The organism is Salmonella sp. SAL04213 (assembly GCF_046550535.1).
In the GTDB taxonomy this organism is placed as follows: domain Bacteria; phylum Pseudomonadota; class Gammaproteobacteria; order Enterobacterales; family Enterobacteriaceae; genus Salmonella; species Salmonella enterica.
Map to the genome: position 1 here is coordinate 485,412 of NZ_JBGDXS010000002.1, position 25,170 is coordinate 510,581.

Below are 25,170 nucleotides of genomic sequence, written 5' to 3' on the forward strand. Positions count from 1 at the left end.
TTCAGGCCCGGTAAGCGTTATCGCCACCGGGCATTGTCCATTAACTGAGTAAATCCGCTAACGCCTCCGTCCTGTTCGGGAAGAAGGTCAGACGCCCAGGAATAGGTTTGATACCGGCACGCGCCATTGTGCGCAGCGGTTGGAACTCCAGATTACTGATACGCAATTCGCAACCCTCCGGCAGACGCTTCACAAAACGCTGAAAAGCATCAAGCCCGCCTGCATCCAGCACTGGTACTGCGTCCCATTTCAGAACGACGATACGTTTGCCCTTAATACGTGACTCAAGGTCAGTAAACAGCCCTTCCGCCGCGGCGAAAAAGAGTGGACCGATAACACGCAGCACCAGCACATCATCAGGCACATCGACATTGACCGGCGCAAGTCGAGTCATTCGCGCAATACGGCGCATAAACAGCAGGGAAGCAAGGACAATCCCCACGCTGATGGCGATGACCATATCAAACAGAACCGTTAATGACATGCACAGCAGCATAACGATGATGTCGTCTTTCGGCGCATGGCGTAACAGATCTACCACTTTATGGGCTTCACTCATATTCCATGCCACCATCAGCAGTAGCGCCGCCATCGCGGAAAGCGGCAGCCAGGAGAGTAGCGGGGCCAAGACCAGTAGCGCCAGAATGACCAGGATAGCGTGAATTACCGCCGAGATGGGAGAGGTCGCGCCAGCGCGGACGTTGGCGGCAGAGCGGGCAATCGCGGCGGTGGCGGTGATGCCGCCAAAGAACGGCGCGACCATATTCCCCAGTCCCTGGCCGATAAGTTCGCTGTTAGCTTTATGTTTGGTGCCGGTCATGCCGTCCAGCACGACGGCGCAGAGCAATGATTCGATTGCCCCCAGCATTGCCATCGAGAAGGCCGCTGGCAGCAGCGCGCGCAGTGAATCCCAGCTTAGCGTGAAATCGGAGCCAGGAAGACTCCACGGCAGCATCAGTTGCGGCAGGAGCTGCGGGATGCCGTTGCCCTGAGTGCCGTCAGCCAGAACATAATGGAACTGTGAGCCGATAGTCGCCACATTACCGCCCAGCAGATTAACGATCCCCATCACGGCGCAACCAGCCAGCAGCGCGGGAAGATGTCCTGGCAGACGAATACCGAGACGCGGCCAGAAAATCAACGTTCCCAGCGTTACTACGCCAATGGCGGCATCGCCAATATTGACGGTGGGCAACGCCATAAACAGCGCGCCGACTTTCTGCAAATAGTGCTCTGGCACATGGGCCATCTGCAGACCAAGAAAATCTTTAATCTGCATGGTACCGATGGTAATACCAATCCCTGAGGTAAAACCCAACGTGACCGACACCGGGATATATTCAATCAATCGCCCCAGTCTCGCCAGGCCGAAAAGGATCAGGAAGAAGCCCGACATCAGCGTGGCGACCAGTAGGCCCGCCAGACCAAACTGTTGCGATACCGGATACAAAATCACCACAAACGCGGCGGTAGGGCCGGAAACGCTAAAGCGCGAGCCGCCGGTTAGCGCGATCACGATCCCGGCGACAGCGGAGGTATAGAGGCCATACTGCGGCGCAACGCCACTGCCAATTGCCAGCGCCATCGCCAGCGGGATAGCAATAATCCCGACGGTGATCCCGGCTATCACATCACGGGTGAACCGGGAGGCGGTATATTTTTCTTTCCAGCAAGCATCGATGAGAGCGCGGAAAGGCATCACATGTGAGGAAAATAATTTGTTCACAATAATGTTTCATCCATGAGCGCATCATCTGTCAACTAAATGGCAGGTGAAGGAGGCATAAGTCATACAAAAGGGTGTTACAGACAAAAAAACCCGCCGCAGCGGGTTTCAGATCCGGGTTCGATCAATGCTCGAACATGGCGGAAATCGATTCTTCGTTGCTGATACGGCGAATCGCTTCGGCCAGCATACCTGACAGGGTCAAAGTACGCACGTTCGGCAGCGCTTTGATTTCGTCGGTCAGCGGAATGGTGTCGCAGACAACGACTTCATCAATGACGGAGTTGCGCAGGTTGTTTGCCGCATTGCCTGAGAAGATCGGGTGCGTCGCGTAGGCAAACACGCGTTTAGCGCCACGTTCTTTCAATGCTTCTGCTGCTTTGCACAGAGTACCGCCGGTATCGATCATATCATCAACCAGCACGCAGTCACGGCCAGCGACGTCGCCGATGATGTGCATCACCTGAGAAACGTTCGCGCGCGGACGACGTTTATCAATGATAGCCATATCGGTATCGTTCAGCAGCTTAGCGATAGCGCGGGCACGAACCACGCCGCCAATATCCGGGGAAACCACGATCGGGTTATCCAGATTCAGTTGCAGCATATCTTCGAGCAGGATTGGGCTACCGAACACGTTATCAACCGGAACGTCAAAGAAGCCCTGGATCTGTTCAGCATGCAGATCTACGGTGAGAACGCGGTCAACGCCGACGCTGGACAGGAAGTCAGCGACAACTTTTGCGGTAATCGGCACACGGGCGGAACGTACGCGACGGTCCTGACGTGCATAGCCAAAGTAGGGGATAACGGCGGTGATACGACCTGCGGAAGCACGACGCAGGGCATCAACCATAACGACCAATTCCATCAGGTTGTCGTTGGTTGGGGCACAAGTGGACTGGATGATGAAAATATCACCACCGCGTACATTTTCGTTGATTTGTACGCTGACTTCGCCGTCGCTAAAGCGACCTACGGCGGCGTCGCCGAGAGAAGTGTACAGGCGGTTGGCAATACGTTGTGCTAGTTCCGGGGTGGCGTTACCAGCAAAAAGCTTCATATCAGGCACGAGAAGAACCTCAGGCATGCGTCCATTGGTGGAAAGAATCTGCCGAAAACTGTGCGGGCCAGGCAAAATCCTATCCAGGCGGTGTATTAAAGAGCGCGATGCAACGTCTGGAACAAGGTGACGTTGTCACCGAAGCTCAGCTTGCCCGGCTTACTCGTCTTCATTCACGTTTCATGTGCGCTGGTATCGATGCCTCACACCGGTCAAATACGGCATATATGACCGGCGATTCGTCATTTCGCCATCTTCCTGAAACCCGAATGCGTTAGAGTAACTCTCGATGCAATGGGGAGAGGTTGACACCCTTCGCCACAAAAGCATTGAGCCATTCCGGGGCTTGCTCAAGCACCTGGCGAGCACAAGACTCTGTATCGAATTCAGCAAAGACACAGGCCCCTGTCCCAGTCAGGCGCGACGGCGCGTATTCTAACAGCCAGGAAAGCGCCGCATCAACCTCGCGAAAACGTTTTCTTGCGATAACCTCGCAATCATTGCTGAATTCACATTTTAGTAACGTATCTATTGACCTTTTTGGCGTATTACGCGGCAATTGAGGATCTTTAAAGATAACCGGCGTCGGAATGCTTACGCCAGGGTGCGCGACCAGATACCATTTTTCCGGCGGATTCACCGGCGTTAATATTTCGCCTACGCCTTCGGCAAACGCGGCGTGGCCACGAACAAAGACCGGGACGTCGGCGCCGAGCGTCAGGCCGAGCGTCGCCAGTTCATCAATGGAAAGCCCGCATTGCCAAAGATGATTGAGCGCCACCAGAACGGTCGCGGCGTTAGACGAGCCGCCGCCCAGACCGCCGCCCATGGGAAGGCGCTTCTCAATGCTGATATCCGCGCCGCTTCCGGCGGGCAGGCGTCCACTCTCCGAGGCGGCTTTCATCAACAGCCGCGCGGCGCGGACGATCAGATTGTCTTCATTTTCAACGCCGGTAACCGGCGTTAATAAATGGATTTCGCCATCGTGACGCGGTTCGATGTGGAGTGTGTCGCCATAATCCAGAAACTGAAACAGCGTCTGCAGCGTGTGGTAGCCGTCTGCACGCTGTCCGGTGATATATAAAAACAGATTTAATTTTGCCGGAGAAGGCCAATGGGTCATCATTTCACAATCCAGTTATCCATTTTCAGCTTAATGCGCTGACTGCCGTCTGAAAGCTCCATATTGGCAGGCATGGCAGGCTGCGTTTTGCTGTCATAGCCACCGTAAACCACTTTCCAGTTTTTACCATCCTGGCGGTAGTTCACTTCGCTCAGGCGGTACTGGTCGTCCAGTTTGTAGTCGGTGGCATCGCCAGGCAGACCGAGGATCCACTGCCGCAAGCTGTTTAACGGAATCGGCATCCCGGTGAGTTTGCCGATCATCTCTTCGGCGTCATCGGCGGTATAACGCTGGCCTTTGTTATCCACCAACTGGACGTTGCCCGGCTGGGCGTTAAGCTCCAGCTCGGTGCTGCCCAGCGGGTTGGTAAGCAGCAGTCGGTAGCGATCCTGTCCGGTCTGTTGCCAGAAGAAGCGCGCATAGACTTTCTGATCATCTGAGATGTAAGCAAAGGCGCCGCGCGTCTGGTATTGATTCAGATGACGCACCTCTTGCTGATGCTGGCGCCACTGAGGGGAATCCGGGCTCTTGCCCGGGCCTTTATGCCCAGGAAGCGTACAGGCGGTGAGAACCAGGCTTGCTAACGGCAGTAGACGAATCAGGCGAAAATCGGGCAGGGTCATAGTGATGACGAATCCTTGTGATACGGTGCAATAATTGCCTGATGGCGTTACGCTTATCAGGCCTGAAAACTGAACCTGCAGGCTGTAAAAACGTTCGCGCCGCGATTCGGCAAATTTTTGCTATCGGTTACAGTTATAGCCTTTAATGCTAGCGCCGCCTGGTGACATCGTCTACTTTCAAGTTGTCTTAAATCATCAAATTAGCGAGCGCTGCCAATTACTCCAAAAGGGGGCTCTCTCTTTTATTGACCACGCGCATCCTGTATGATGCAAGCAGACTAACCATATCAACGCTGGTACTACTCCCGCAGACATGACCCTTTTAGCGCTCGGTATTAACCATAAAACGGCACCTGTATCGCTGCGAGAACGCGTAACGTTTTCGCCGGACACGCTTGATCAGGCGCTGGACAGCCTGCTTGCGCAGCCAATGGTGCAGGGCGGGGTCGTGCTGTCAACCTGTAACCGTACAGAGCTGTATCTGAGCGTGGAAGAGCAGGATAACCTGCAAGAAGCGCTGATCCGCTGGTTATGCGATTACCATAACCTGAACGAGGACGATCTGCGCAACAGTCTGTACTGGCATCAGGATAATGACGCCGTCAGCCACCTGATGCGCGTCGCCAGCGGTCTGGATTCACTGGTGCTGGGCGAACCGCAAATCCTCGGTCAGGTGAAAAAAGCGTTTGCGGATTCGCAAAAAGGCCACCTTAACGCCAGCGCGCTGGAGCGAATGTTTCAGAAGTCTTTTTCCGTCGCTAAGCGAGTGCGGACTGAAACCGATATCGGCGCCAGCGCCGTCTCCGTCGCGTTTGCCGCCTGTACGCTCGCCCGCCAAATCTTTGAATCGCTGTCGACGGTCACCGTACTGTTAGTTGGCGCGGGCGAAACCATTGAACTGGTGGCGCGTCACCTGCGCGAGCATAAAGTACAAAAGATGATTATCGCCAACCGAACCCGCGAGCGCGCGCAAGCCCTGGCGGATGAGGTAGGCGCTGAGGTTATCTCGCTCAGCGATATCGACGCCCGTTTGCAGGATGCCGATATTATTATCAGTTCGACCGCCAGCCCGCTGCCGATTATCGGTAAAGGCATGGTGGAGCGCGCATTAAAAAGCCGTCGCAACCAGCCGATGCTGCTGGTGGATATTGCCGTACCGCGCGACGTTGAACCGGAAGTCGGCAAACTGGCGAACGCTTATCTTTATAGCGTCGATGATTTACAGAGCATCATTTCGCATAATCTGGCGCAGCGTCAGGCTGCGGCAGTAGAAGCGGAAACGATTGTTGAGCAGGAAGCCAGCGAGTTTATGGCCTGGCTACGCGCCCAGGGGGCCAGCGAGACCATTCGGGAATACCGTAGTCAGTCGGAGCAGATTCGTGACGAACTGACTACCAAAGCGCTGTCGGCCCTTCAACAGGGCGGTGATGCGCAAGCCATCTTGCAGGATCTGGCATGGAAACTGACCAACCGCCTGATTCATGCGCCAACGAAATCACTTCAACAGGCTGCCCGTGACGGGGATGACGAACGCCTGAATATTCTGCGCGACAGCCTCGGGCTGGAGTAGCAGCACACACCACACTTTTTTACAGGGTGAATTTACGCCTATGAAGCCTTCTATCGTTGCCAAACTGGAAGCCCTGCACGAACGCCATGAGGAAGTTCAGGCGTTGCTGGGCGATGCGGGAATTATCGCCGACCAGGACCGCTTTCGCGCATTGTCGCGCGAATATGCGCAATTAAGCGACGTTTCTCGCTGTTTTACGGACTGGCAACAGGTTCAGGACGATATCGAGACGGCTCAGATGATGCTCGACGATCCTGAAATGCGAGAAATGGCGCAGGAAGAACTGCGCGAAGCGAAAGAAAAAAGCGAACAACTGGAGCAACAGTTACAGGTACTGCTGCTGCCGAAAGATCCGGACGATGAACGAAACGCGTTCCTTGAGGTTCGCGCCGGTACCGGCGGCGACGAAGCCGCGCTGTTTGCCGGCGATCTGTTCCGCATGTACAGCCGTTATGCCGAAGCGCGCCGCTGGCGTGTGGAGATTATGAGCATGAGCGAAGGCGAGCATGGCGGTTATAAAGAGATCATCGCCAAAATCAGCGGCGACGGCGTGTATGGCCGACTGAAATTTGAGTCCGGCGGACACCGCGTACAGCGTGTTCCGGCGACCGAGTCGCAGGGGCGTATCCATACCTCCGCCTGTACCGTCGCCGTGATGCCGGAGCTGCCGGAAGCCGAGCTGCCGGATATTAACCCGGCGGATCTGCGCATTGATACGTTTCGTTCTTCCGGCGCGGGCGGTCAGCACGTTAACACCACCGACTCCGCTATCCGTATTACCCACTTGCCGACCGGCATCGTGGTGGAATGCCAGGACGAACGTTCGCAGCATAAAAACAAAGCGAAAGCGCTCTCGGTGCTCGGGGCGCGCATTCACGCCGCCGAAACGGCAAAACGCCAGCAGGCCGAGGCGTCAACGCGCCGCAATCTGCTTGGCAGCGGCGATCGCAGCGATCGTAACCGGACCTATAATTTCCCGCAGGGGCGCGTGACCGATCATCGTATTAATCTGACGTTATATCGCCTTGATGAAACGATGGAAGGTAAGCTGGATATGCTGATTGAGCCGATTGTTCAGGAACACCAGGCTGACCTGCTGGCCGCCTTATCCGAGCAGGAATAATGGATTTTCAGCACTGGCTGCATGAGGCGGTAAACCAGCTCCGGGACAGCGACAGCCCCCGGCGCGACGCCGAGATCCTGCTTGAGTACGTTACGGGCAAGGGGCGGACGTATATCATGGCCTTTGGCGAAACGCCGCTTACCGACGTCCAGCAACAACAGCTCGCGGATCTGCTGCAGCGGCGTAAACAGGGCGAACCTATTGCGTACCTGACGGGCTTACGCGAATTTTGGTCGCTGCCGTTCTTCGTTTCTCCCGCCACGCTAATCCCGCGCCCGGATACCGAATGTCTGGTGGAACAGGCGTTGGCGCGATTGCCGGTAAAAACCTGTCGTATTCTGGATTTAGGCACCGGAACCGGCGCGATTGCGCTGGCGCTGGCCTGCGAGCGACCGGATTGCGAGGTGACTGCGGTCGATCGTATGCCTGATGCGGTTGCGCTGGCGATACGCAACGCGGAACATTTGGCTATCCGGAATGTGCGTATACTGCAAAGTTGTTGGTTCAGCGCGCTATCGGGGCAGCAGTTCGACATGATTGTCAGCAATCCGCCCTACATTGATGCGCAGGACCCGCACCTTAGCGAAGGCGATGTACGCTTTGAACCGCGCTCGGCGTTGGTGGCGGACGAAAACGGTATGGCGGATCTTACGCATATTATCGATAACGCCCGCCAGATGTTAACGCCCGGCGGCTTCCTGCTGCTGGAACACGGCTGGCAGCAGGGCGAAGCGGTAAGAGCGGTTTTCAGGCGGTCTGGTTACTCGGATGTAGAAACGTGTCGTGATTATGGTGGTAATGAACGCGTGACCTGCGGACGTTTTACGCCATGACAATTGCAATGTTGCTCACGCTTCATCTTATCTGTGTTGCGCTCTCCGTCAGTTTGTTTGTCGCTCGTTACTGGTGGCGCTATTGCGGCCATGCGTTGGCCGCCGCGCGCTGGACACGAATCGTGCCTCCCGTCATAGATACCCTGTTACTGCTTAGCGGTATTGGGTTAATCGTTAAAACGCACATCCTGCCATTCACGGAGTCGGGCTCATGGCTGACTGAAAAACTGTTTGGCGTTATCATCTACATCGTTTTGGGTTTTATTGCGCTTGATTATCGTCAGGCGCGCAGCCAGCAGGCGCGTTTTATCGCTTTCCCGCTGGCGCTGGTGGTGCTGTACATCATCATTAAACTCGCCACCACAAAAATACCGTTACTGGGGTAAGTCATGAGGTCGTTAGCTGATTTCGAATTTAACAATGCGCCGCTGTGTGATGGCATGATCCTGGCATCAGAGATGATTCGCCTGGATTTTCCCACGCAGTTTGTCTACGACGAACTGGAACGTCTGGTCAGTCTGGCGCAGGAAGAAATTAGCCAGCTCCTGTCTCAGGATGAGCAACTGGAAAAATTGCTGGCACTTTTTTACGGCGAGTGGGGGTTCACGGATTCCCGCGGCGTCTACCGTCTTTCTGATGCTTTATGGCTCGATAAAGTCCTGAAAAAACGCCAGGGTAGCGCGGTATCGTTGGGCGCTATTTTATTATGGATAGCAAACCGTCTTGATTTGCCGTTGGTGCCCGTTATCTTCCCAACGCAGTTGATTTTGCGTATTGAATCGCTGGAAGGGGAAATGTGGCTGATTAACCCGTTCAACGGTGAAACGCTTGATGAACATACCCTCGAAGTCTGGTTAAAAGGCAATATTAGTCCGGTCGCCGAGTTGTTTAACGAAGATTTGGACGAGGCGGATAACGCCGAAGTGATTCGTAAGCTACTGGATACGCTGAAATCCTCGCTGATGGAGGAACGGCAAATGGAGCTGGCGCTGCGCGTTAGCGAAGCATTGTTGCAATTTAACCCGGAAGATCCTTACGAAATCCGTGACCGCGGGTTGATCTACGCGCAGCTTGAGTGTGAACACGTTGCGCTGACTGATTTAAGCTACTTCGTTGAACAGTGTCCGGAAGACCCGATCAGCGAAATGATTCGTGCGCAGATCAACACCATTGCGCACAAGCAAATTGTTCTACATTAATTAACCGACATTTTACCTATAAGTGTAAGGCGATCCTATGAAACAAAAAGTGGTTAACATTGGCGACATTAAGGTGGCAAATGACCTGCCGTTTGTGCTGTTTGGCGGTATGAACGTGCTGGAGTCACGCGATCTGGCAATGCGCATTTGTGAGCACTACGTAACCGTTACCCAGAAGCTGGGTATTCCTTACGTGTTCAAGGCCTCTTTTGATAAAGCCAACCGTTCCTCTATTCACTCTTACCGTGGGCCGGGTCTGGAAGAAGGGATGAAAATCTTCCAGGAACTCAAGCAGACATTTGGCGTAAAAGTGATCACTGACGTCCATGAAGCCAGCCAGGCGCAGCCTGTTGCTGATGTGGTTGACGTGATTCAGCTCCCGGCGTTTCTGGCGCGCCAGACCGACCTGGTGGAAGCGATGGCGAAAACCGGCGCTGTGATTAACGTGAAAAAGCCGCAGTTCGTAAGCCCGGGTCAGATGGGCAATATCGTGGATAAGTTCCATGAGGGCGGTAACGATAAGGTGATTCTGTGCGACCGCGGCGCGAACTTCGGCTATGACAACCTGGTGGTGGATATGCTGGGCTTTAGCGTGATGAAAAAGGTCTCCGGCAACTCGCCGGTGATTTTCGACGTTACTCATGCGTTGCAATGCCGCGACCCATTTGGCGCTGCCTCGGGCGGTCGTCGTGGTCAGGTGACCGAGCTGGCGCGCGCCGGTATGGCTGTCGGTCTGGCGGGCCTGTTCCTGGAGTCGCATCCGGACCCGGCTAACGCGAAGTGCGACGGTCCTTCCGCGCTGCCGCTGGCGAAACTGGAGCAGTTCCTGACCCAGATAAAAGCGATTGATGATTTGGTGAAAAGCTTCGACGAGCTGGATACCGAGAACTGATTGCGGTTTTTAGCTTGTGTAGGCCGGATAAGACACTATCCGGCTTTTTTATATCAGGCAAAAATCGTCATCAGATAGGCGGCAAATAGAGCCAGATGCGCCGCGCCGTTTAGCACGTTGGTGCGTCCGGTAGAGAACGAAATATGGCACAGCACTAACGAGGCCACCATCACTACCATTTCCGGCGCGCCTAAACCAAACACCAGATCATTACCTGTCGCCCAGGCGATGAGCGTGACGACCGGCACGGTTAATGAAATCGTCGCCAACACCGATCCGAAGAACAGATTCATTGCCCGCTGAACCTGATTATTCAGTACCGCCTTCAGCGCGCCCAGTCCTTCCGGCGAGAGAATTAACAACGCGACCAGGAAACCGGTAAAGGCGACCGGGGCGTTCATGCTGGTCAGCAACGCCTCCAGCGGGCTGGCATTCATTTTGGTAACGGCAATGACCGCAATTAAATGAATGAGTAACCAGACCGTATGCCAGCCGCTACTGTGCGCGGAGGGTTTACCGTGGTGTGGATTGTCATCATCGCCTTCATCTTCATGTTCATAGATAAATAAGCTCTGGTGCGTTTTGGTTTGAATCAACAAAAATACGCCGTACATCGCGGCGGAAATTAACGCGACCAATAATGCCTGACCGGTAGAGAAATTGGCTTGCGGCAATGCCATTGGAAAAACCAGCACAATAATCGCCAGCGGAAACAGCGCGATAAGATACTGCTTAATCCCAAATAAATTCATATATTGCGTTGCGAATTTACGCCCGCCCAACAACAACGAGAAACCGACCAGTCCCCCGGTGACAATCATAATAATAGAGTAGAGCGTATCGCGCATAAGCGTTGGCGCAGCATCGCCGGTAGCCATCAGCGCTGAAATTAAACTCACCTCAAGAATAACGACGGACAGGCTTAAAATAAGCGATCCATAGGGTTCGCCGAGTCGGTGCGCTAATACATCGGCATGACGGACCACGCTAAATGCGCTGCTTAAAATACCAATAAGTGCAAGGATATTGATGCCAATAACCACTGGTAGTGACTGGCTGCTTCCCCAAAGGAACAGCACTACCAGCGCAAGAACCGGGAAAATAAGCGAAGTCTCCTTATGGCGGGTTTTCACCGCCTCACAGGCATGTGTCATGAGGGTCTCCCTTGTGCAGGTGTTAATATTTTGGAAAGAGTAAAGAAGGTAAAAATAGCAGAAATTTGTATTTTTTTAGTGGTTTTTTACGTAGTTTTACGGCGTAGACGATTTTTTTCTTTCAAGGTTAGTAAAACAAGCATCTTGTTTTAACAGTGTTTAAATAACAAAAAGTTAATTTCCGTAAAAACCAAAAATCCTCCTCGACTGGCGTAATAACGCATTGTTTACCACACTTAATGTTTTCCCTGAAGACGGAGGCGCTGATGCCGTATAAAGCCAAAAGTGATTTACCCGATAATGTGCGGAATGTTCTTCCAGCCCATGCCCAGGACATTTACAAAGAAGCGTTTAATAGCGCCTGGGAGCAATATAAAGATAAAGCCGATCGTCGTGATGACGCCAGTCGCGAGGAAACCGCACACAAAGTCGCCTGGGCGGCGGTTAAAAACGATTATGAAAAAGGCGAGGATGATAAATGGCATAAGAAAAAATAAACGCGGTATTACTCACGCGTTAGCCTGATTTTCTTGCCGGAAGTCTATCCTGACGCGGGAGCTTTTCCCGCGTACAGATTCAAAATGTCAGCACTTTGTCCGCCGCCAGCGTCCATTGCGCCAGCTCGACCAGCGTTCCGATTTCCACACCGTCAATCAGCGGCAGGGGAGTGATACCACGTCCGTCCGCACAGGTTTTGCATAATTTTACCGGTACGTTTTGCGCGGTTAGAATTTCCAGCATTTGCTGAATATTGTAGCCTTCGGCTGGTTTTTGACCGCGTAACCCTGCGGTTACGGCATCTGACATCAAAAACAGGCGTAAATCGAGATGGCTTTCCTGCTCGCGAAGCGCAATGGCCAGACGCAGGCTATTAAATAATGATTCGCTGCCGTAGGCGGCGCCGTTAGCGATAATGACGATATTTTGCATGGATAACCCTTCTCCTTGAGAAATTTTGTCGGCAATGGCGTTATGTTACCTCGGGAACCGGGTACCGCCAAATGCGTGGAGAAAATCCCGGGACGCTCTGCGGAAAAAATAAGGATATTCCTGGAAGCACGAGAAAAGGCTGCAAAACCTGTCCGGACACGTTATGGTTTACTCTGATGCCATTCCTCTTATCTTTTGTTGTAGAAGTTGCCGACACGTTGAGCCGTATTGTTTTTCGTTCATTCTCACTCTCGCTTCTCTTGCTGGCTGCCAGCGGTACGATCCGTGCGCAGGCGCAAGACCCTTTCACGCAAAACCGTCTGCCGGATTTAGGCATGATGCCGGAATCCCACGAAGGGGAAAAGCATTTTGCCGAGATGGCCAAAGCGTTTGGCGAAGCCAGCATGAAAAATAACGATCTGGATACCGGTGAACAGGCGCGGCAATTCGCTTTCGGACAGGTACGCGATGTGGTCAGCGAGCAGGTTAACCAGCAGCTTGAAAGCTGGCTATCAGCCTGGGGCAGCGCCAGCGTGGATATTAACGTCGATAACGAAGGTCATTTTAACGGCAGTCGCGGAAGCTGGTTTATCCCTTTACAGGATAAACAGCGCTATCTGACCTGGAGCCAGCTTGGTCTTACGCAACAGACTGACGGACTGGTAAGCAACATTGGCGTAGGACAGCGCTGGGCGCAGGATGGCTGGCTTCTTGGCTATAATACCTTTTACGATAATCTGCTGGATGAAAATCTACAGCGCGCCGGCTTTGGCGCGGAGGCGTGGGGAGAATATTTGCGTTTATCCGCCAACTATTATCAGCCTTTTGCCGACTGGCAGACGCATACGGCGACCTTAGAACAGCGAATGGCGCGCGGATATGATATCAACGCGCAAGTGCGGCTGCCGTTTTACCAGCATATCAATACCAGCGTTAGTCTGGAGCAGTACTTTGGCGATAGCGTGGATCTGTTTGACTCCGGAACGGGGTATCACAATCCTGTCGCGTTAAAACTGGGTCTCAACTATACGCCAGTACCTTTGCTTACCATGACCGCCCAGCACAAACAGGGCGAGAGCGGGGTCAGTCAGAACAACCTGGGGCTGACGCTTAACTACCGCTTCGGCGTGCCGCTCAAAAAGCAGCTTGCCGCCAGTGAAGTGGCGCAAAGCCAGTCATTACGCGGTAGCCGCTATGATACGCCGCAACGTAACTCGCTGCCGACAATGGAGTATCGGCAGCGTAAAACGTTAACGGTTTTTCTGGCGACGCCGCCCTGGGATCTTACGCCTGGTGAGACGGTTGCGTTAAAATTGCAGGTGCGCAGCGTGCACGGTATTCGTCATTTGAGCTGGCAGGGCGATACACAGGCCTTAAGTTTGACGGCAGGAACGGACACCCGCAGTACCGAGGGCTGGACAATCATTATGCCGGCCTGGGATCACCGCGAAGGCGCGGCAAATCGCTGGCGTTTATCGGTGGTGGTTGAGGATGAAAAAGGTCAGCGTGTCTCTTCCAATGAGATCACGCTCGCGCTGACTGAACCGTTTATCACGATGCCGGACGATAATCCGCATTGGCAACCGTTCCAGGAGCAATAATTAAAAGATGCGTTCCTGATGCACCCAGACGGCGGCCTCCACGCGCGATTTCAGCTTCATTTTCTTGAGCATATGTTTCACGTGCACTTTGACCGTACTTTCGGTGATATCCAGACGCCGGGCAATCATCTTATTCGGCAATCCCTGCGCGATGAGCTTCAGAATATCGCGCTCACGCGGGGTGAGTTGCGTTACATCGCGATCGGTGGTGGCGCGGTTGGCCCGCAGGCTGGCCGCCAGTACCGGCGTTAACGCTTCACTTAATACCATTTCGCCGGCGGCGGCCTGTTGTAACGCTTTGAGCAAGTCCTCCGGCTCCATGTCTTTCAACAGATAACCATCCGCGCCGCGCTTTAGCGCCGTGACGACATCTTCTTCATGGTTGGATACGCTGAAAACGACAATACGTCCTGACAGCGCTTTTTCGCGTAATTTATCCAGCGTTTCGAGACCATTCATTCCCGGCATATTCAAATCAAGGAGGATCAGATCGGGATCGAGCGATTCCGCCAGGTCAATACCCTGCTCACCGTTGCTGGCTTCTCCGACCACGCTGATATCGGGCGCCATACTCACAAGCTGCTTTACACCCGTGCGTAGCATCGGATGGTCGTCAATTAACAGGATGGTTGCCGGTTCCTGATTATTCATGGGTATCTCCCTGGGTTTCTGTGAAGTTTGTTTCTGGAATAAAAGTAACAGTGACCTCTGTTCCGCCAGTCTCGCGTCGGCGTACCTGGCAATCGCCGCGCAAACTTTGCGCCCGATCGCGCATGATGATCATGCCGTAGTGATTACTGCGTTCGGCGTTTTCCGGGACGCCGCAGCCATTATCCTGCACTTTTAGTTTGACCTGTTTGCCACATTGCGTCACTGTCACCACCACATCGTCGGCATGAGAGTGTTTAAGGGCGTTGCTGAGGGCTTCCCTGGCAATTTGCAACAGGTGTATCGCCTGGTGTGAAGGCACCAGGCGGGGGGGAAGCTGATAATCCAGTTTTACCGTAAAGCCAAACCGGGCGCTGAACTCCTGGCAGCTTGCCTCCAGCGCCGGACGTAGCCCGGGTTCCGTCAACTGTAACCGGAAAGTAGTTAACAGTTCGCGCAGTTGCGCCCAGGAGCAGTTTAGCTCATTGCGAATTTGGCTGAGTAACTCACGGCTGCTTTCCGGTAACACGTCGCCCTGCATTTGCAGGCAGCTCACCTGCATCTTCATACAAGAGAGCGACTGGGCAATAGAATCATGCAGTTCGCGGGCAATGGTGGCACGCTCTTCCATGACAATCAACTGCTGCTGGCGCTCCTGATGCCTGTCGAGCGCCAGAGTCGCGGTAAGCTGTTCAACCAGCGTGTCCACCAACTGTTGCTGATCGTGGCTGAGATGGCGTCCATAGGGCAGCGTCGCCAGCAAAATACCGTATTGGGTGTGAGAATCGGTGAGCCGCCATTTTAAAGTGGTGCCGCCGTTAATCATCGGCAGGGCGCTACGTGGGCAAAGGTGGCAGCCTTTATCATCGCAACTGATGTCCGACTGACAAGTAAATTCCTGGTGATTATCTTCATCTTCCAGGTCATAGACTCGCAGCTCAATATCATGCAACTGGGTTAAATTTTGCAGGCCATTCAGTACCGGTGAAAGACGTTCACATAGCGGAGCCTGTGAATGCAGTCGGCGGTTGGCTTGCCACAAAAATGAGAGAATCTGGTTTTTATGTTCCAGACCGGCTGTTTTTTCCTGTACGCGCTGTTCCAGTACCGCATAACTTTCGGCCAGCTCTTCAGACATATTATTGAGCGCAGAACCCAACACGGCCATCTCATTGCGTCCACTGATATTGGCACGTTGGGTAAAGTCGCGCTGACTGACGGCGCGCGCCATTGATAACAACTGTTTCCAGGGCTGCAAAAGGCGAACACGTAGCCAGATAATCGTAAATACCAGCAATAGCGCCATAAAGATCGCCATTACCCGGTGAACTAATACCACGCGTTCGATACGCAATTCAGTAGTATGGTCGAACGACGTCACCAGGCGATCCAGGCCCGCCACAAAGCGCGTGACATCTTCTGCGACCGCGTGCGCGTTTTGCGCGTGCTGTAGTCCTGGCGAGAGTTCGTTATGCCAGTAATCCTGCAACGCTTTAAGCTGCTTTTGCTGCCCGTCTCGCTCAGCGGCGCGGGTCAGTTCCGGGCTGAATGCCGTTTGCTCCATCTCATCCAGCAGCTTTTGATCTTTAGCATCCAGCGGGACAGCTGCCAGTAGTCGATAGCTTTGCATACGCAATGAGCCCGCTTTATTAATCGCATGAGCGCTACCCTGTACGCCCTGAACCAGCCAGCCGGAAACCGCCATCCCCGCCACGCCGATAGCGGTAGAGAGCATGACAATCAGCGCCAGTTGGTTAACCAGCGTAAGAGGAGAGAAACACCGTTTAAACATGTTACCTTCTTTCTTCGGGGTAATGTCGCCGAAAAAACGTAGCAAAAAAGAGGGGCGTCAATCGGCTGTGCCGTTATTCTCAACGATACAGCGGAGTATACCCATACCTATAACGAGTTACTCCTTAATTGCCGCCGTAAAGAGGTATCTGCGACGGGAAGGAGTAGACAGACACAGCATGGTGAAAAACCACAGCTTTTTTACCAAAATAGCCTACTCATTAAGGGTAATAACGCTTTTTAGTCGCCGGTGATGACGACTTTTCCTTTGATTTATATCAACTTACCTTCGGCAGTAAACCCTAATGTGGCAGACATCAAATCAAGAATCAGAGGTGTCTATGAGTCACTCATCCGCCCCGGAAAGGGCAACTGGCGCTGTTATCACGGAATGGCGTCCGGAAGATCCGGCATTCTGGCAGCTGCGCGGCCATCGTGTCGCCAGCCGTAATTTGTGGATTTCTGTGCCGTGTTTACTGCTGGCGTTTTGCGTCTGGATGCTATTCAGCGCAGTGGCGGTGAACCTGCCGAAAGTGGGATTTAATTTTACGACCGATCAGCTCTTTATGTTGACTGCGCTGCCATCTGTTTCCGGCGCGCTGCTACGGGTGCCTTACTCCTTTATGGTGCCGCTATTTGGCGGACGTCGCTGGACAGCGTTCAGTACCGGTATCCTCATCGTGCCTTGCGTATGGTTAGGCTTTGCCGTTCAGGATACCAGTACGCCCTTTAGCACTTTCATTATTATTTCCTTGCTGTGTGGTTTTGCCGGCGCGAACTTTGCCTCCAGTATGGCGAACATCAGCTTTTTCTTTCCTAAACAAAAGCAGGGCGGCGCGCTGGGTCTGAACGGCGGTCTGGGCAATATGGGCGTGAGCGTGATGCAGCTGGTTGCGCCGCTGGTGGTTTCGCTCTCTATCTTTGCCGCCTTTGGCAGCCACGGTGTAGAGCAGCCGGACGGTTCTCAGCTCTATCTGGCGAACGCGGCCTGGATTTGGGTGCCTTTCCTGGCCATTTTTACGCTGGCGGCGTGGTTCGGCATGAACGAACTGGCGACGTCTAAGGCCTCGCTAAAAGAGCAACTGCCGGTGCTCAAACGTGGTCATCTGTGGATCATGAGTCTGCTGTATCTGGCGACCTTCGGATCGTTTATCGGTTTCTCCGCGGGGTTCGCTATGCTGTCTAAAACGCAATTCCCGGATGTGCAGATCCTGCATTATGCGTTTTTCGGTCCGTTTATCGGCGCGCTGGCGCGTTCGGCAGGCGGCGCAATTTCTGACCGTCTGGGGGGGACCCGCGTCACGCTTATCAACTTTGTCCTGATGGCGATTTTCAGCGGTCTGCTGTTCCTGACATTACCTACTGGCGGCGTTGGCGGTAGCTTTATCGCGTTCTACGGGGTATTTCTGGCGCTGTTCCTGACGGCTGGGTTGGGGAGTGGTTCTACCTTCCAGATGATCTCCGTTATCTTCCGTAAACTGACGATGGACCGGGTAAAAGCGGAAGGCGGGTCGGACGAAAGAGCCATGCGTGAAGCGGCGACCGATACGGCGGCGGCGCTGGGCTTTATTTCCGCGATTGGCGCGATTGGCGGCTTTTTTATTCCGAAAGCGTTTGGTTCATCTTTAGCATTAACCGGTTCGCCAGTCGGCGCGATGAAAGTCTTTCTTATTTTCTATATCGCCTGCGTCGTTATTACCTGGGCGGTATATGGACGTCATTCTAAAAATAAAAAGTAACTTTTGATTATCCTTTGCGCGGCGTTAGACCGCGCTTTTTTTTACCTGCATTTAGTTACAACATACTTATAGTCAAAAAGAGAGGCGCGACAGGGCTGACCACGCACATTTTTATCGGTCATCCAGGGGGGATACCCCTTAATACCCACTTGTTGAAAATTTAACATTCATGTTGTGCGTAAATTTAATTTTATGTAATTAAATCAGTAATATATATAAATAAAACTCCTCCTCCAAAAGGAGTATGCAGGAGGTTTGCGCGCCATTTGCATCCCTGTCCGCCTTGATCGTTATCAATTCTCACGCCCATTCAGCGCGTTACCTTCGCCCTTAGTTAAGCAATGTCGATTTATCAGAGAGCCGTAAGGTTCCACACAGGAGAAACCCGATGAGTAAATTCCTGGACCGGTTTCGCTACTTCAAGCAGAAGGGCGAAACCTTTGCCGATGGGCACGGCCAGCTTCTCGAAACAAACCGGGACTGGGAGGACGGATACCGCCAACGTTGGCAGCATGACAAAATTGTGCGCTCAACCCATGGGGTGAACTGCACCGGTTCTTGTAGCTGGAAAATTTATGTCAAAAATGGTCTGGTGACCTGGGAAACACAGCAAACCGATTACCCGCGCACCCGTCCTGATATGCCAAACCATGAACCTCGCGGCTGCCCGCGCGGGGCAAGTTACTCCTGGTATCTCTACAGCGCTAACCGACTGAAATATCCGCTGATGCGCAAACGTCTGATGAAGATGTGGCGCGAGGCGAAAAAACTGCATCGCGATCCGGTAGAGGCATGGGCCTCCATCATTGAAGATGCCGATAAAGCCAAAAGCTTCAAACAGGCGCGTGGTCGTGGCGGCTTTGTTCGCTCCTCATGGCAGGAAGTGAACGAGCTGATCGCTGCCTCCAACGTGTACACAGTGAAAACCTATGGCCCTGACCGCGTCGCGGGCTTCTCACCCATCCCGGCGATGTCGATGGTCTCCTACGCTTCCGGCGCACGTTATCTTTCGCTGATTGGCGGTACCTGCCTGAGCTTTTACGACTGGTACTGCGACCTGCCGCCAGCCTCCCCGCAAACCTGGGGCGAGCAGACCGACGTGCCGGAATCCGCTGACTGGTACAACTCCAGCTATATTATCGCCTGGGGCTCTAACGTGCCGCAAACCCGTACGCCGGATGCCCACTTCTTTACCGAAGTACGTTACAAAGGCACTAAAACCGTCGCGGTGACGCCGGACTATGCCGAAATCGCCAAACTGTGCGATCTGTGGCTGGCGCCGAAGCAGGGGACCGATGCGGCGATGGCGCTGGCGATGGGCCACGTCATGCTGCGCGAGTTCCACCTCGACAACCCGCGCCAGTACTTCACCGATTATGTCCGTCGCTATACCGACATGCCAATGCTGGTGATGCTTGAAGAGCGTGATGGTTATTATGCCGCAGGTCGTATGCTGCGCGCTGCCGATCTCGTTGATTCGCTGGGGCAGGAAAATAACCCGGAATGGAAAACCGTCGCCATTAACAGCAACGGTGAAATGGTGGCGCCAAACGGTTCAATTGGTTTCCGCTGGGGCGAAAAAGGCAAATGGAATCTCGAGCAGCGCGACGGGACTACCGGTGCAGAAACTGAATTGCAGCTCAGCTTGCTGGGCAGCCAGGATGAGATTGCTGACGTGGGCTTCCCGTATTTCGGCGGCGAAGGTTCAGAGTACTTTAATCATGTGGCGCTGGATAACGTCCTGCTGCATAAATTGCCGGTTAAACGTCTGCAACTGGCCGATGGTTCTACCGCGTTAGTCACCACCGTGTATGACCTGACCATGGCGAACTATGGTCTGGAACGCGGCCTCAACGATGAAAATTGTGCCGCCAGTTATGATGATACCAAAGCATATACGCCAGCATGGGCCGAGCAGATCACCGGCGTGCCGCGGGCGCAGATCATCCGTGTCGCACGGGAATTCGCCGATAACGCGGACAAAACGCACGGGCGTTCAATGATTATCGTTGGCGCCGGTCTGAACCACTGGTATCACCTCGATATGAACTATCGCGGGCTGATCAATATGTTGGTGTTCTGTGGTTGCGTTGGTCAGAGCGGTGGCGGCTGGGCGCACTACGTCGGCCAGGAAAAACTGCGTCCGCAGACCGGCTGGCAGCCGCTGGCGTTTGCCCTTGACTGGCAGCGTCCGGCGCGTCACATGAACAGCACCTCTTACTTCTATAACCACTCCAGCCAGTGGCGCTACGAGACGGTGACCGCCGAGGAATTACTGTCGCCGATGGCGGACAAATCCCGCTATAGCGGTCATCTGATTGACTTCAATGTGCGCGCCGAGCGTATGGGCTGGTTGCCGTCGGCGCCGCAGTTAGGCACTAACCCGCTGTATATTGCGCGTGAAGCGGAAAAAGCCGGTATGACGCCGGTAGACTATACCGTCAAATCCCTGAAAGAGGGTTCGATTCGCTTTGCCGCCGAGCAGCCGGAAAACGGTAAAAACCACCCGCGTAACCTGTTCATCTGGCGTTCTAACCTGCTTGGGTCTTCCGGTAAGGGCCATGAGTACATGCTGAAATATCTGCTGGGTACTGAGCATGGTATTCAGGGGCTGGATCTGGGTAAACAGGGCGGTGTGAAGCCGGAAGAAGTGGAATGGCGTGACAATGGCCTGGACGGCAAACTGGATCTGGTGGTGACGCTGGACTTCCGCCTGTCGAGCACCTGCCTGTACTCCGATATCGTACTGCCGACCGCCACCTGGTATGAAAAAGACGATATGAATACCTCGGATATGCATCCGTTTATTCATCCGCTGTCTGCCGCCGTAGATCCGGCCTGGGAATCGAAAAGCGACTGGGAAATCTACAAAGGCATTGCGAAGAAATTCTCCGAAGTCTGTGTAGGCCACCTGGGTAAAGAGACTGACGTCGTGACGCTGCCGATCCAGCACGATTCTGCCGCTGAACTGGCGCAGCCGCTGGACGTGAAAGACTGGAAAAAAGGCGAATGCGATCTGATTCCAGGGAAAACCGCGCCGCACATCATGACCGTTGAGCGCGATTACCCGGCGACTTACGAACGCTTTACCTCTATCGGCCCGCTGATGGAGAAAATCGGCAACGGCGGGAAAGGGATTGCCTGGAACACGCAGAGCGAAATGGACTTGCTGCGTAAGCTTAATTACACCAAAGCGGACGGTCCGGCGAAAGGTCAGCCGATGCTCAACACGGCGATTGACGCGGCAGAGATGATCCTGACGTTAGCGCCGGAAACCAACGGTCAGGTGGCGGTGAAAGCCTGGGCGGCGCTGAGCGAGTTTACCGGTCGCGACCATACGCATCTGGCAACCAATAAAGAAGAAGAGAAAATCCGCTTCCGCGATATTCAGGCCCAGCCGCGCAAAATTATCTCCAGCCCGACCTGGTCTGGTCTGGAAGATGAGCACGTTTCTTATAACGCCGGTTATACCAACGTTCACGAGCTGATCCCGTGGCGTACGCTGTCTGGTCGCCAACAGTTGTATCAGGATCACCAGTGGATGCGCGACTTCGGCGAAAGTCTGCTGGTGTATCGCCCACCGATCGACACCCGCTCGGTGAAAGCGGTGATGGGGCGTAAATCCAACGGTAATCCGGAGAAGGCGCTCAACTTCCTGACGCCGCACCAGAAATGGGGTATCCACTCGACCTACAGCGATAACCTGTTGATGCTGACCTTGTCGCGTGGCGGCCCGATTGTATGGATGAGCGAAACCGACGCCAAAGATCTGGGCATTGAAGATAACGACTGGATCGAAGTCTTCAACAGCAACGGCGCATTGACCGCACGCGCAGTGGTCAGCCAGCGTGTACCGGCGGGCATGACCATGATGTACCACGCGCAGGAACGTATCGTAAACCTGCCGGGGTCGGAAATTACCCAGCAGCGCGGCGGTATTCATAACTCGGTGACGCGCATTACGCCGAAACCGACCCATATGATCGGCGGCTATGCGCAGTTAGCCTACGGCTTTAACTACTACGGTACCGTCGGCTCCAACCGCGATGAGTTTGTGGTGGTACGTAAGATGAAGAACATTAACTGGTTGGATGGCGAAGGCAATGACCAGGTACAGGAGAGCGTAAAATGAAAATTCGTTCACAAGTCGGCATGGTGCTGAATCTCGATAAGTGCATCGGCTGTCATACCTGTTCAGTCACCTGTAAAAACGTCTGGACCAGTCGCGAAGGTATGGAATACGCGTGGTTTAACAACGTAGAAAGTAAGCCTGGCGTTGGTTTTCCGAATGACTGGGAAAATCAGGAAAAATGGAAAGGCGGCTGGATCCGCAAAATCAACGGCAAACTACAGCCGCGCATGGGCAACCGGGCGCTGCTGCTGGGTAAAATCTTCGCTAACCCGCATCTGCCGGGCATCGACGACTACTACGAGCCGTTTGATTACGACTACCAGAACCTGCATACCGCGCCGGAAAGCAAACATCAGCCGATCGCGCGTCCGCGCTCGCTGATTACCGGCCAGCGGATGGACAAAATTACCAGCGGGCCAAACTGGGAAGAGATTCTGGGCGGCGAGTTCGAAAAACGCGCCAAAGACCAGAACTTCGAAAACATGCAGAAGGCGATGTACGGCCAGTTCGAAAACACCTTCATGATGTACCTGCCGCGCCTGTGCGAGCACTGCCTCAATCCGGCGTGCGTGGCGACCTGCCCGAGCGGTGCTATCTACAAGCGTGAAGAAGATGGCATCGTGCTGATCGACCAGGACAAGTGCCGCGGCTGGCGGATGTGTATCACCGGTTGCCCGTACAAGAAAATTTACTTCAACTGGAAGAGCGGCAAGTCCGAGAAGTGCATCTTCTGCTACCCGCGTATCGAAGCCGGTCAGCCGACCGTTTGCTCCGAAACCTGCGTGGGCCGTATCCGCTACCTTGGCGTACTGCTGTATGACGCAGATGCCATTGAAAGCGCCGCCAGTACGGAAAACGAAAAAGATCTGTACCAGCGTCAACTGGACGTGTTCCTCGATCCAAACGATCCGGCTGTCATTGAGCAGGCGCTGAAGGACGGCGTGCCGCAGAGCGTGATCGATGCGGCGCAGCAATCGCCAGTGTACAAAATGGCGATGGACTGGAAGCTGGCGCTGCCGCTGCATCCGGAATACCGCACGCTGCCGATGGTCTGGTACGTACCGCCTTTGTCACCGATTCAGTCTGCCGCCGACGCGGGTGAACTGGGCAGCAACGGTATTCTGCCGGATGTAGACAGTCTGCGTATCCCGGTGCAGTACCTGGCGAACCTGTTGACCGCTGGCGACACCCAACCGGTACTGTTGGCGCTGAAACGGATGCTGGCGATGCGTCACTACAAACGTGCGGAAACCGTAGACGGTAAAGTGGATACCCGCGCGCTGGAAGAGGTGGGTTTAAGCGAAGCCCAGGCGCAGGAAATGTATCGTTACCTGGCAATTGCTAATTATGAAGATCGCTTTGTGGTACCGAGCAGCCATCGTGAACTGGCGCGTGACGCATTCCCGGAGAAAAGCGGTTGTGGCTTTACCTTCGGCGATGGTTGCCACGGGTCTGATACCAAATTCAATCTGTTCAACAGCCGCCGCATCGACGCTGTTGATGTGACCAGCAAAACGGAGCCGCACGCATGATTGAACTCGTCATTGTTTCGCGTCTGCTCGAGTACCCGGATGCTGCCCTGTGGCAGCATCAGCAGGAGTTGTTCGATGCGCTCGCGTCATCTGAGAACCTGGATAAAGAGGATGCCCAGACTCTGGGCGTTTTCCTGCGCGATTTAACCGCGCAGGACATGCTGGATGTACAGGCCGCCTACAGTGAACTGTTTGACCGTGGTCGCGCCACATCGCTGCTGCTGTTTGAACATGTACACGGGGAATCCCGCGATCGCGGTCAGGCGATGGTTGACCTGATGGCACAGTATGAGCAGCACGGTTTGCAGCTCGACAGTCGCGAACTTCCCGATCATCTGCCGCTGTATCTGGAATACCTTGCGCAATTGCCGAAAAGCGAAGCGTTAGGGGGTTTACAGGATATCGCGCCGATTCTGGCGCTGCTCAGCGCACGTTTGCAACAGCGTGACAGCCGTTATGCGGTGCTGTTCGATCTGCTGTTAAAACTGGCGAATACCGTTATCGACAGCGATAAAGTGGCTGAAAAAATTGCGAATGAAGCACGTGATGATACCCCGCAGGCGTTGGATGCGGTCTGGGAAGAAGAGCAGGTGAAATTCTTCGCCGATCAGGGGTGTGGCGAGTCGGAAATCTCCGCTCACCAGCGTCGTTTTGCCGGGGCCGTGGCGCCGCAATATCTGAATATCACCACCGGAGGACAGCACTAATGCACTTCCTGAATATGTTCTTCTTTGATATCTACCCGTACATTGCCGGATCGGTATTTCTGATCGGTAGCTGGTTACGTTACGACTACGGCCAGTACACCTGGCGGGCGGCTTCCAGTCAGATGCTGGATCGCAAAGGAATGAACCTGGCGTCAAACCTGTTCCACATTGGGATTCTGGGTATTTTCGCCGGTCACTTCCTGGGCATGTTAACGCCGCACTGGATGTATGAAGCTTTTCTGCCGGTCGACGTGAAGCAGAAGATGGCGATGATTGCCGGCGGCGCCTGCGGCGTGCTGACGCTGGTTGGCGGTATTTTACTGCTCAAGCGTCGTCTGTTTAGCCCACGTGTCCGCGCCACCACTACCGGCGCAGATATTTTGATTCTCTCGCTGCTGGTGATTCAGTGCGCGCTGGGCCTGCTGACCATTCCGTTCTCCGCCCAGCATATGGACGGGAGTGAAATGATGAAGCTGGTCGGGTGGGCGCAGTCAGTTGTGACCTTCCACGGTGGCGCATCCGCACATCTGGATGGTGTAGCCTTTATCTTCCGTATGCATCTGGTACTGGGGATGACGCTGTTCCTGTTGTTCCCATTCTCGCGCCTGGTGCATATCTGGAGCGTGCCGGTCGAGTATCTGACCCGCAAATACCAGATTGTTCGTGCACGTCACTGATTTTCTCTCGATGCCCTAAACTCCGCTTCGGCGGAGTTTTTTTATGGCTGTTTGCCGGAGTGCGGCATAAATGCCTTATCGACCGCCGCCTTGTTTCGTTTACAGCG

21 protein-coding genes are annotated in these 25,170 nt (G+C 54.1%); 13 read left to right on the forward strand and 8 right to left on the reverse strand.

Annotated elements, in window-relative coordinates:
- Positions 1-40: 40 nt before the first annotated feature.
- The 4 genes from dauA to lolB all read right to left on the reverse strand — a co-directional run bounded on the left by dauA (position 41) and on the right by lolB (position 4,535).
- On the reverse strand, positions 41-1,726 hold the full coding sequence (dauA, locus tag ACLJPQ_RS07245) for a C4-dicarboxylic acid transporter DauA (protein ID WP_001037181.1): 1,686 nt from the start codon (positions 1,724-1,726) through the stop codon (positions 41-43).
- Positions 1,727-1,850: 124 nt separating this feature from the next.
- Complete coding sequence (gene prs, locus ACLJPQ_RS07250; RefSeq protein ID WP_001518537.1) at positions 1,851-2,798, reverse strand: ribose-phosphate diphosphokinase; 948 nt, start codon at positions 2,796-2,798, stop codon at positions 1,851-1,853.
- Between the two features lie 265 nt (positions 2,799-3,063).
- Positions 3,064-3,915, reverse strand: coding sequence for a 4-(cytidine 5'-diphospho)-2-C-methyl-D-erythritol kinase (gene ispE, locus ACLJPQ_RS07255; RefSeq protein ID WP_023212657.1), 852 nt, complete (start codon positions 3,913-3,915; stop codon positions 3,064-3,066).
- Entirely contained in the window at positions 3,912-4,535 is a 624-nt protein-coding gene (gene lolB / locus ACLJPQ_RS07260; protein ID WP_000174484.1) for a lipoprotein insertase outer membrane protein LolB, read from the reverse strand. The genes ispE and lolB overlap by 4 nt, the downstream gene beginning before the upstream one ends.
- A gap of 313 nt (positions 4,536-4,848) precedes the next feature.
- Between lolB and hemA the strand changes: the two genes are divergently transcribed.
- The 6 genes from hemA to kdsA are packed head-to-tail and all read left to right on the forward strand — an operon-like array spanning position 4,849 to position 10,152.
- Complete coding sequence (hemA, locus tag ACLJPQ_RS07265; protein WP_000173208.1) at positions 4,849-6,105, forward strand: glutamyl-tRNA reductase; 1,257 nt, start codon at positions 4,849-4,851, stop codon at positions 6,103-6,105.
- 40 nt (positions 6,106-6,145) lie between these two features.
- Entirely contained in the window at positions 6,146-7,228 is a 1,083-nt protein-coding gene (gene prfA / locus ACLJPQ_RS07270) for a peptide chain release factor 1 (RefSeq protein ID WP_000804703.1), read from the forward strand.
- Positions 7,228-8,061, forward strand: coding sequence for a peptide chain release factor N(5)-glutamine methyltransferase (gene prmC / locus ACLJPQ_RS07275; RefSeq protein ID WP_080185177.1), 834 nt, complete (start codon positions 7,228-7,230; stop codon positions 8,059-8,061). The genes prfA and prmC overlap by 1 nt, the downstream gene beginning before the upstream one ends.
- Complete coding sequence (gene sirB2, locus ACLJPQ_RS07280; protein WP_000150667.1) at positions 8,058-8,447, forward strand: invasion regulator SirB2; 390 nt, start codon at positions 8,058-8,060, stop codon at positions 8,445-8,447. Before prmC ends, sirB2 begins: the two co-directional genes overlap by 4 nt.
- Before the next feature lie 3 nt (positions 8,448-8,450).
- Complete coding sequence (sirB1, locus tag ACLJPQ_RS07285) at positions 8,451-9,260, forward strand: invasion regulator SirB1 (RefSeq protein WP_001257065.1); 810 nt, start codon at positions 8,451-8,453, stop codon at positions 9,258-9,260.
- A gap of 37 nt (positions 9,261-9,297) precedes the next feature.
- Positions 9,298-10,152, forward strand: coding sequence for a 3-deoxy-8-phosphooctulonate synthase (kdsA, locus tag ACLJPQ_RS07290; RefSeq protein WP_000811046.1), 855 nt, complete (start codon positions 9,298-9,300; stop codon positions 10,150-10,152).
- 53 nt (positions 10,153-10,205) lie between these two features.
- Here kdsA and chaA read toward each other — a convergent pair whose 3' ends face one another.
- Positions 10,206-11,306 carry a sodium-potassium/proton antiporter ChaA gene (gene chaA / locus ACLJPQ_RS07295; protein ID WP_000148418.1) on the reverse strand — a complete coding sequence of 367 codons (1,101 nt, stop codon included), beginning with the start codon at positions 11,304-11,306 and terminating at the stop codon, positions 10,206-10,208.
- 266 nt (positions 11,307-11,572) lie between these two features.
- On the opposite strand from chaA, the gene chaB reads away from it, so the two are divergent.
- On the forward strand, positions 11,573-11,803 hold the full coding sequence (chaB, locus tag ACLJPQ_RS07300) for a putative cation transport regulator ChaB (RefSeq protein ID WP_001146392.1): 231 nt from the start codon (positions 11,573-11,575) through the stop codon (positions 11,801-11,803).
- Positions 11,804-11,882: 79 nt separating this feature from the next.
- On the opposite strand, the gene ACLJPQ_RS07305 is transcribed toward chaB, so the two are convergent.
- Positions 11,883-12,236 carry a DsrE/DsrF/TusD sulfur relay family protein gene (locus ACLJPQ_RS07305; protein ID WP_001179794.1) on the reverse strand — a complete coding sequence of 118 codons (354 nt, stop codon included), beginning with the start codon at positions 12,234-12,236 and terminating at the stop codon, positions 11,883-11,885.
- Between the two features lie 176 nt (positions 12,237-12,412).
- On the opposite strand from ACLJPQ_RS07305, the gene ACLJPQ_RS07310 reads away from it, so the two are divergent.
- Positions 12,413-13,837, forward strand: a complete 1,425-nt coding sequence (locus ACLJPQ_RS07310) for a YchO/YchP family invasin (protein ID WP_064013032.1) — start codon at positions 12,413-12,415, stop codon at positions 13,835-13,837.
- On the opposite strand, the gene narL is transcribed toward ACLJPQ_RS07310, so the two are convergent.
- Both narL and narX read right to left on the reverse strand, forming a co-directional pair.
- The gene (narL, locus tag ACLJPQ_RS07315; protein ID WP_001064598.1) at positions 13,838-14,488 is read right to left on the reverse strand and encodes a two-component system response regulator NarL; all 651 of its coding nucleotides are present in this window, start codon (positions 14,486-14,488) and stop codon (positions 13,838-13,840) included.
- Positions 14,481-16,277, reverse strand: coding sequence for a nitrate/nitrite two-component system sensor histidine kinase NarX (narX, locus tag ACLJPQ_RS07320; RefSeq protein WP_079966689.1), 1,797 nt, complete (start codon positions 16,275-16,277; stop codon positions 14,481-14,483). The genes narL and narX overlap by 8 nt, the downstream gene beginning before the upstream one ends.
- Before the next feature lie 340 nt (positions 16,278-16,617).
- On the opposite strand from narX, the gene narK reads away from it, so the two are divergent.
- The 5 genes from narK to narI all read left to right on the forward strand — a co-directional run bounded on the left by narK (position 16,618) and on the right by narI (position 25,063).
- Positions 16,618-18,015 carry a nitrate transporter NarK gene (narK, locus tag ACLJPQ_RS07325; protein WP_080185176.1) on the forward strand — a complete coding sequence of 466 codons (1,398 nt, stop codon included), beginning with the start codon at positions 16,618-16,620 and terminating at the stop codon, positions 18,013-18,015.
- A 388-nt stretch (positions 18,016-18,403) separates the two neighbouring features.
- Complete coding sequence (locus tag ACLJPQ_RS07330) at positions 18,404-22,147, forward strand: nitrate reductase subunit alpha (RefSeq protein WP_023138852.1); 3,744 nt, start codon at positions 18,404-18,406, stop codon at positions 22,145-22,147.
- Positions 22,144-23,679 (forward strand): nitrate reductase subunit beta, encoded by a 1,536-nt coding sequence (narH, locus tag ACLJPQ_RS07335; protein ID WP_000702629.1) that lies wholly within the window; start codon positions 22,144-22,146, stop codon positions 23,677-23,679. Before ACLJPQ_RS07330 ends, narH begins: the two co-directional genes overlap by 4 nt.
- On the forward strand, positions 23,676-24,386 hold the full coding sequence (gene narJ / locus ACLJPQ_RS07340; RefSeq protein ID WP_000571668.1) for a nitrate reductase molybdenum cofactor assembly chaperone: 711 nt from the start codon (positions 23,676-23,678) through the stop codon (positions 24,384-24,386). The genes narH and narJ overlap by 4 nt, the downstream gene beginning before the upstream one ends.
- On the forward strand, positions 24,386-25,063 hold the full coding sequence (gene narI, locus ACLJPQ_RS07345; RefSeq protein WP_000545594.1) for a respiratory nitrate reductase subunit gamma: 678 nt from the start codon (positions 24,386-24,388) through the stop codon (positions 25,061-25,063). Before narJ ends, narI begins: the two co-directional genes overlap by 1 nt.
- Positions 25,064-25,170 lie beyond the last annotated feature (107 nt).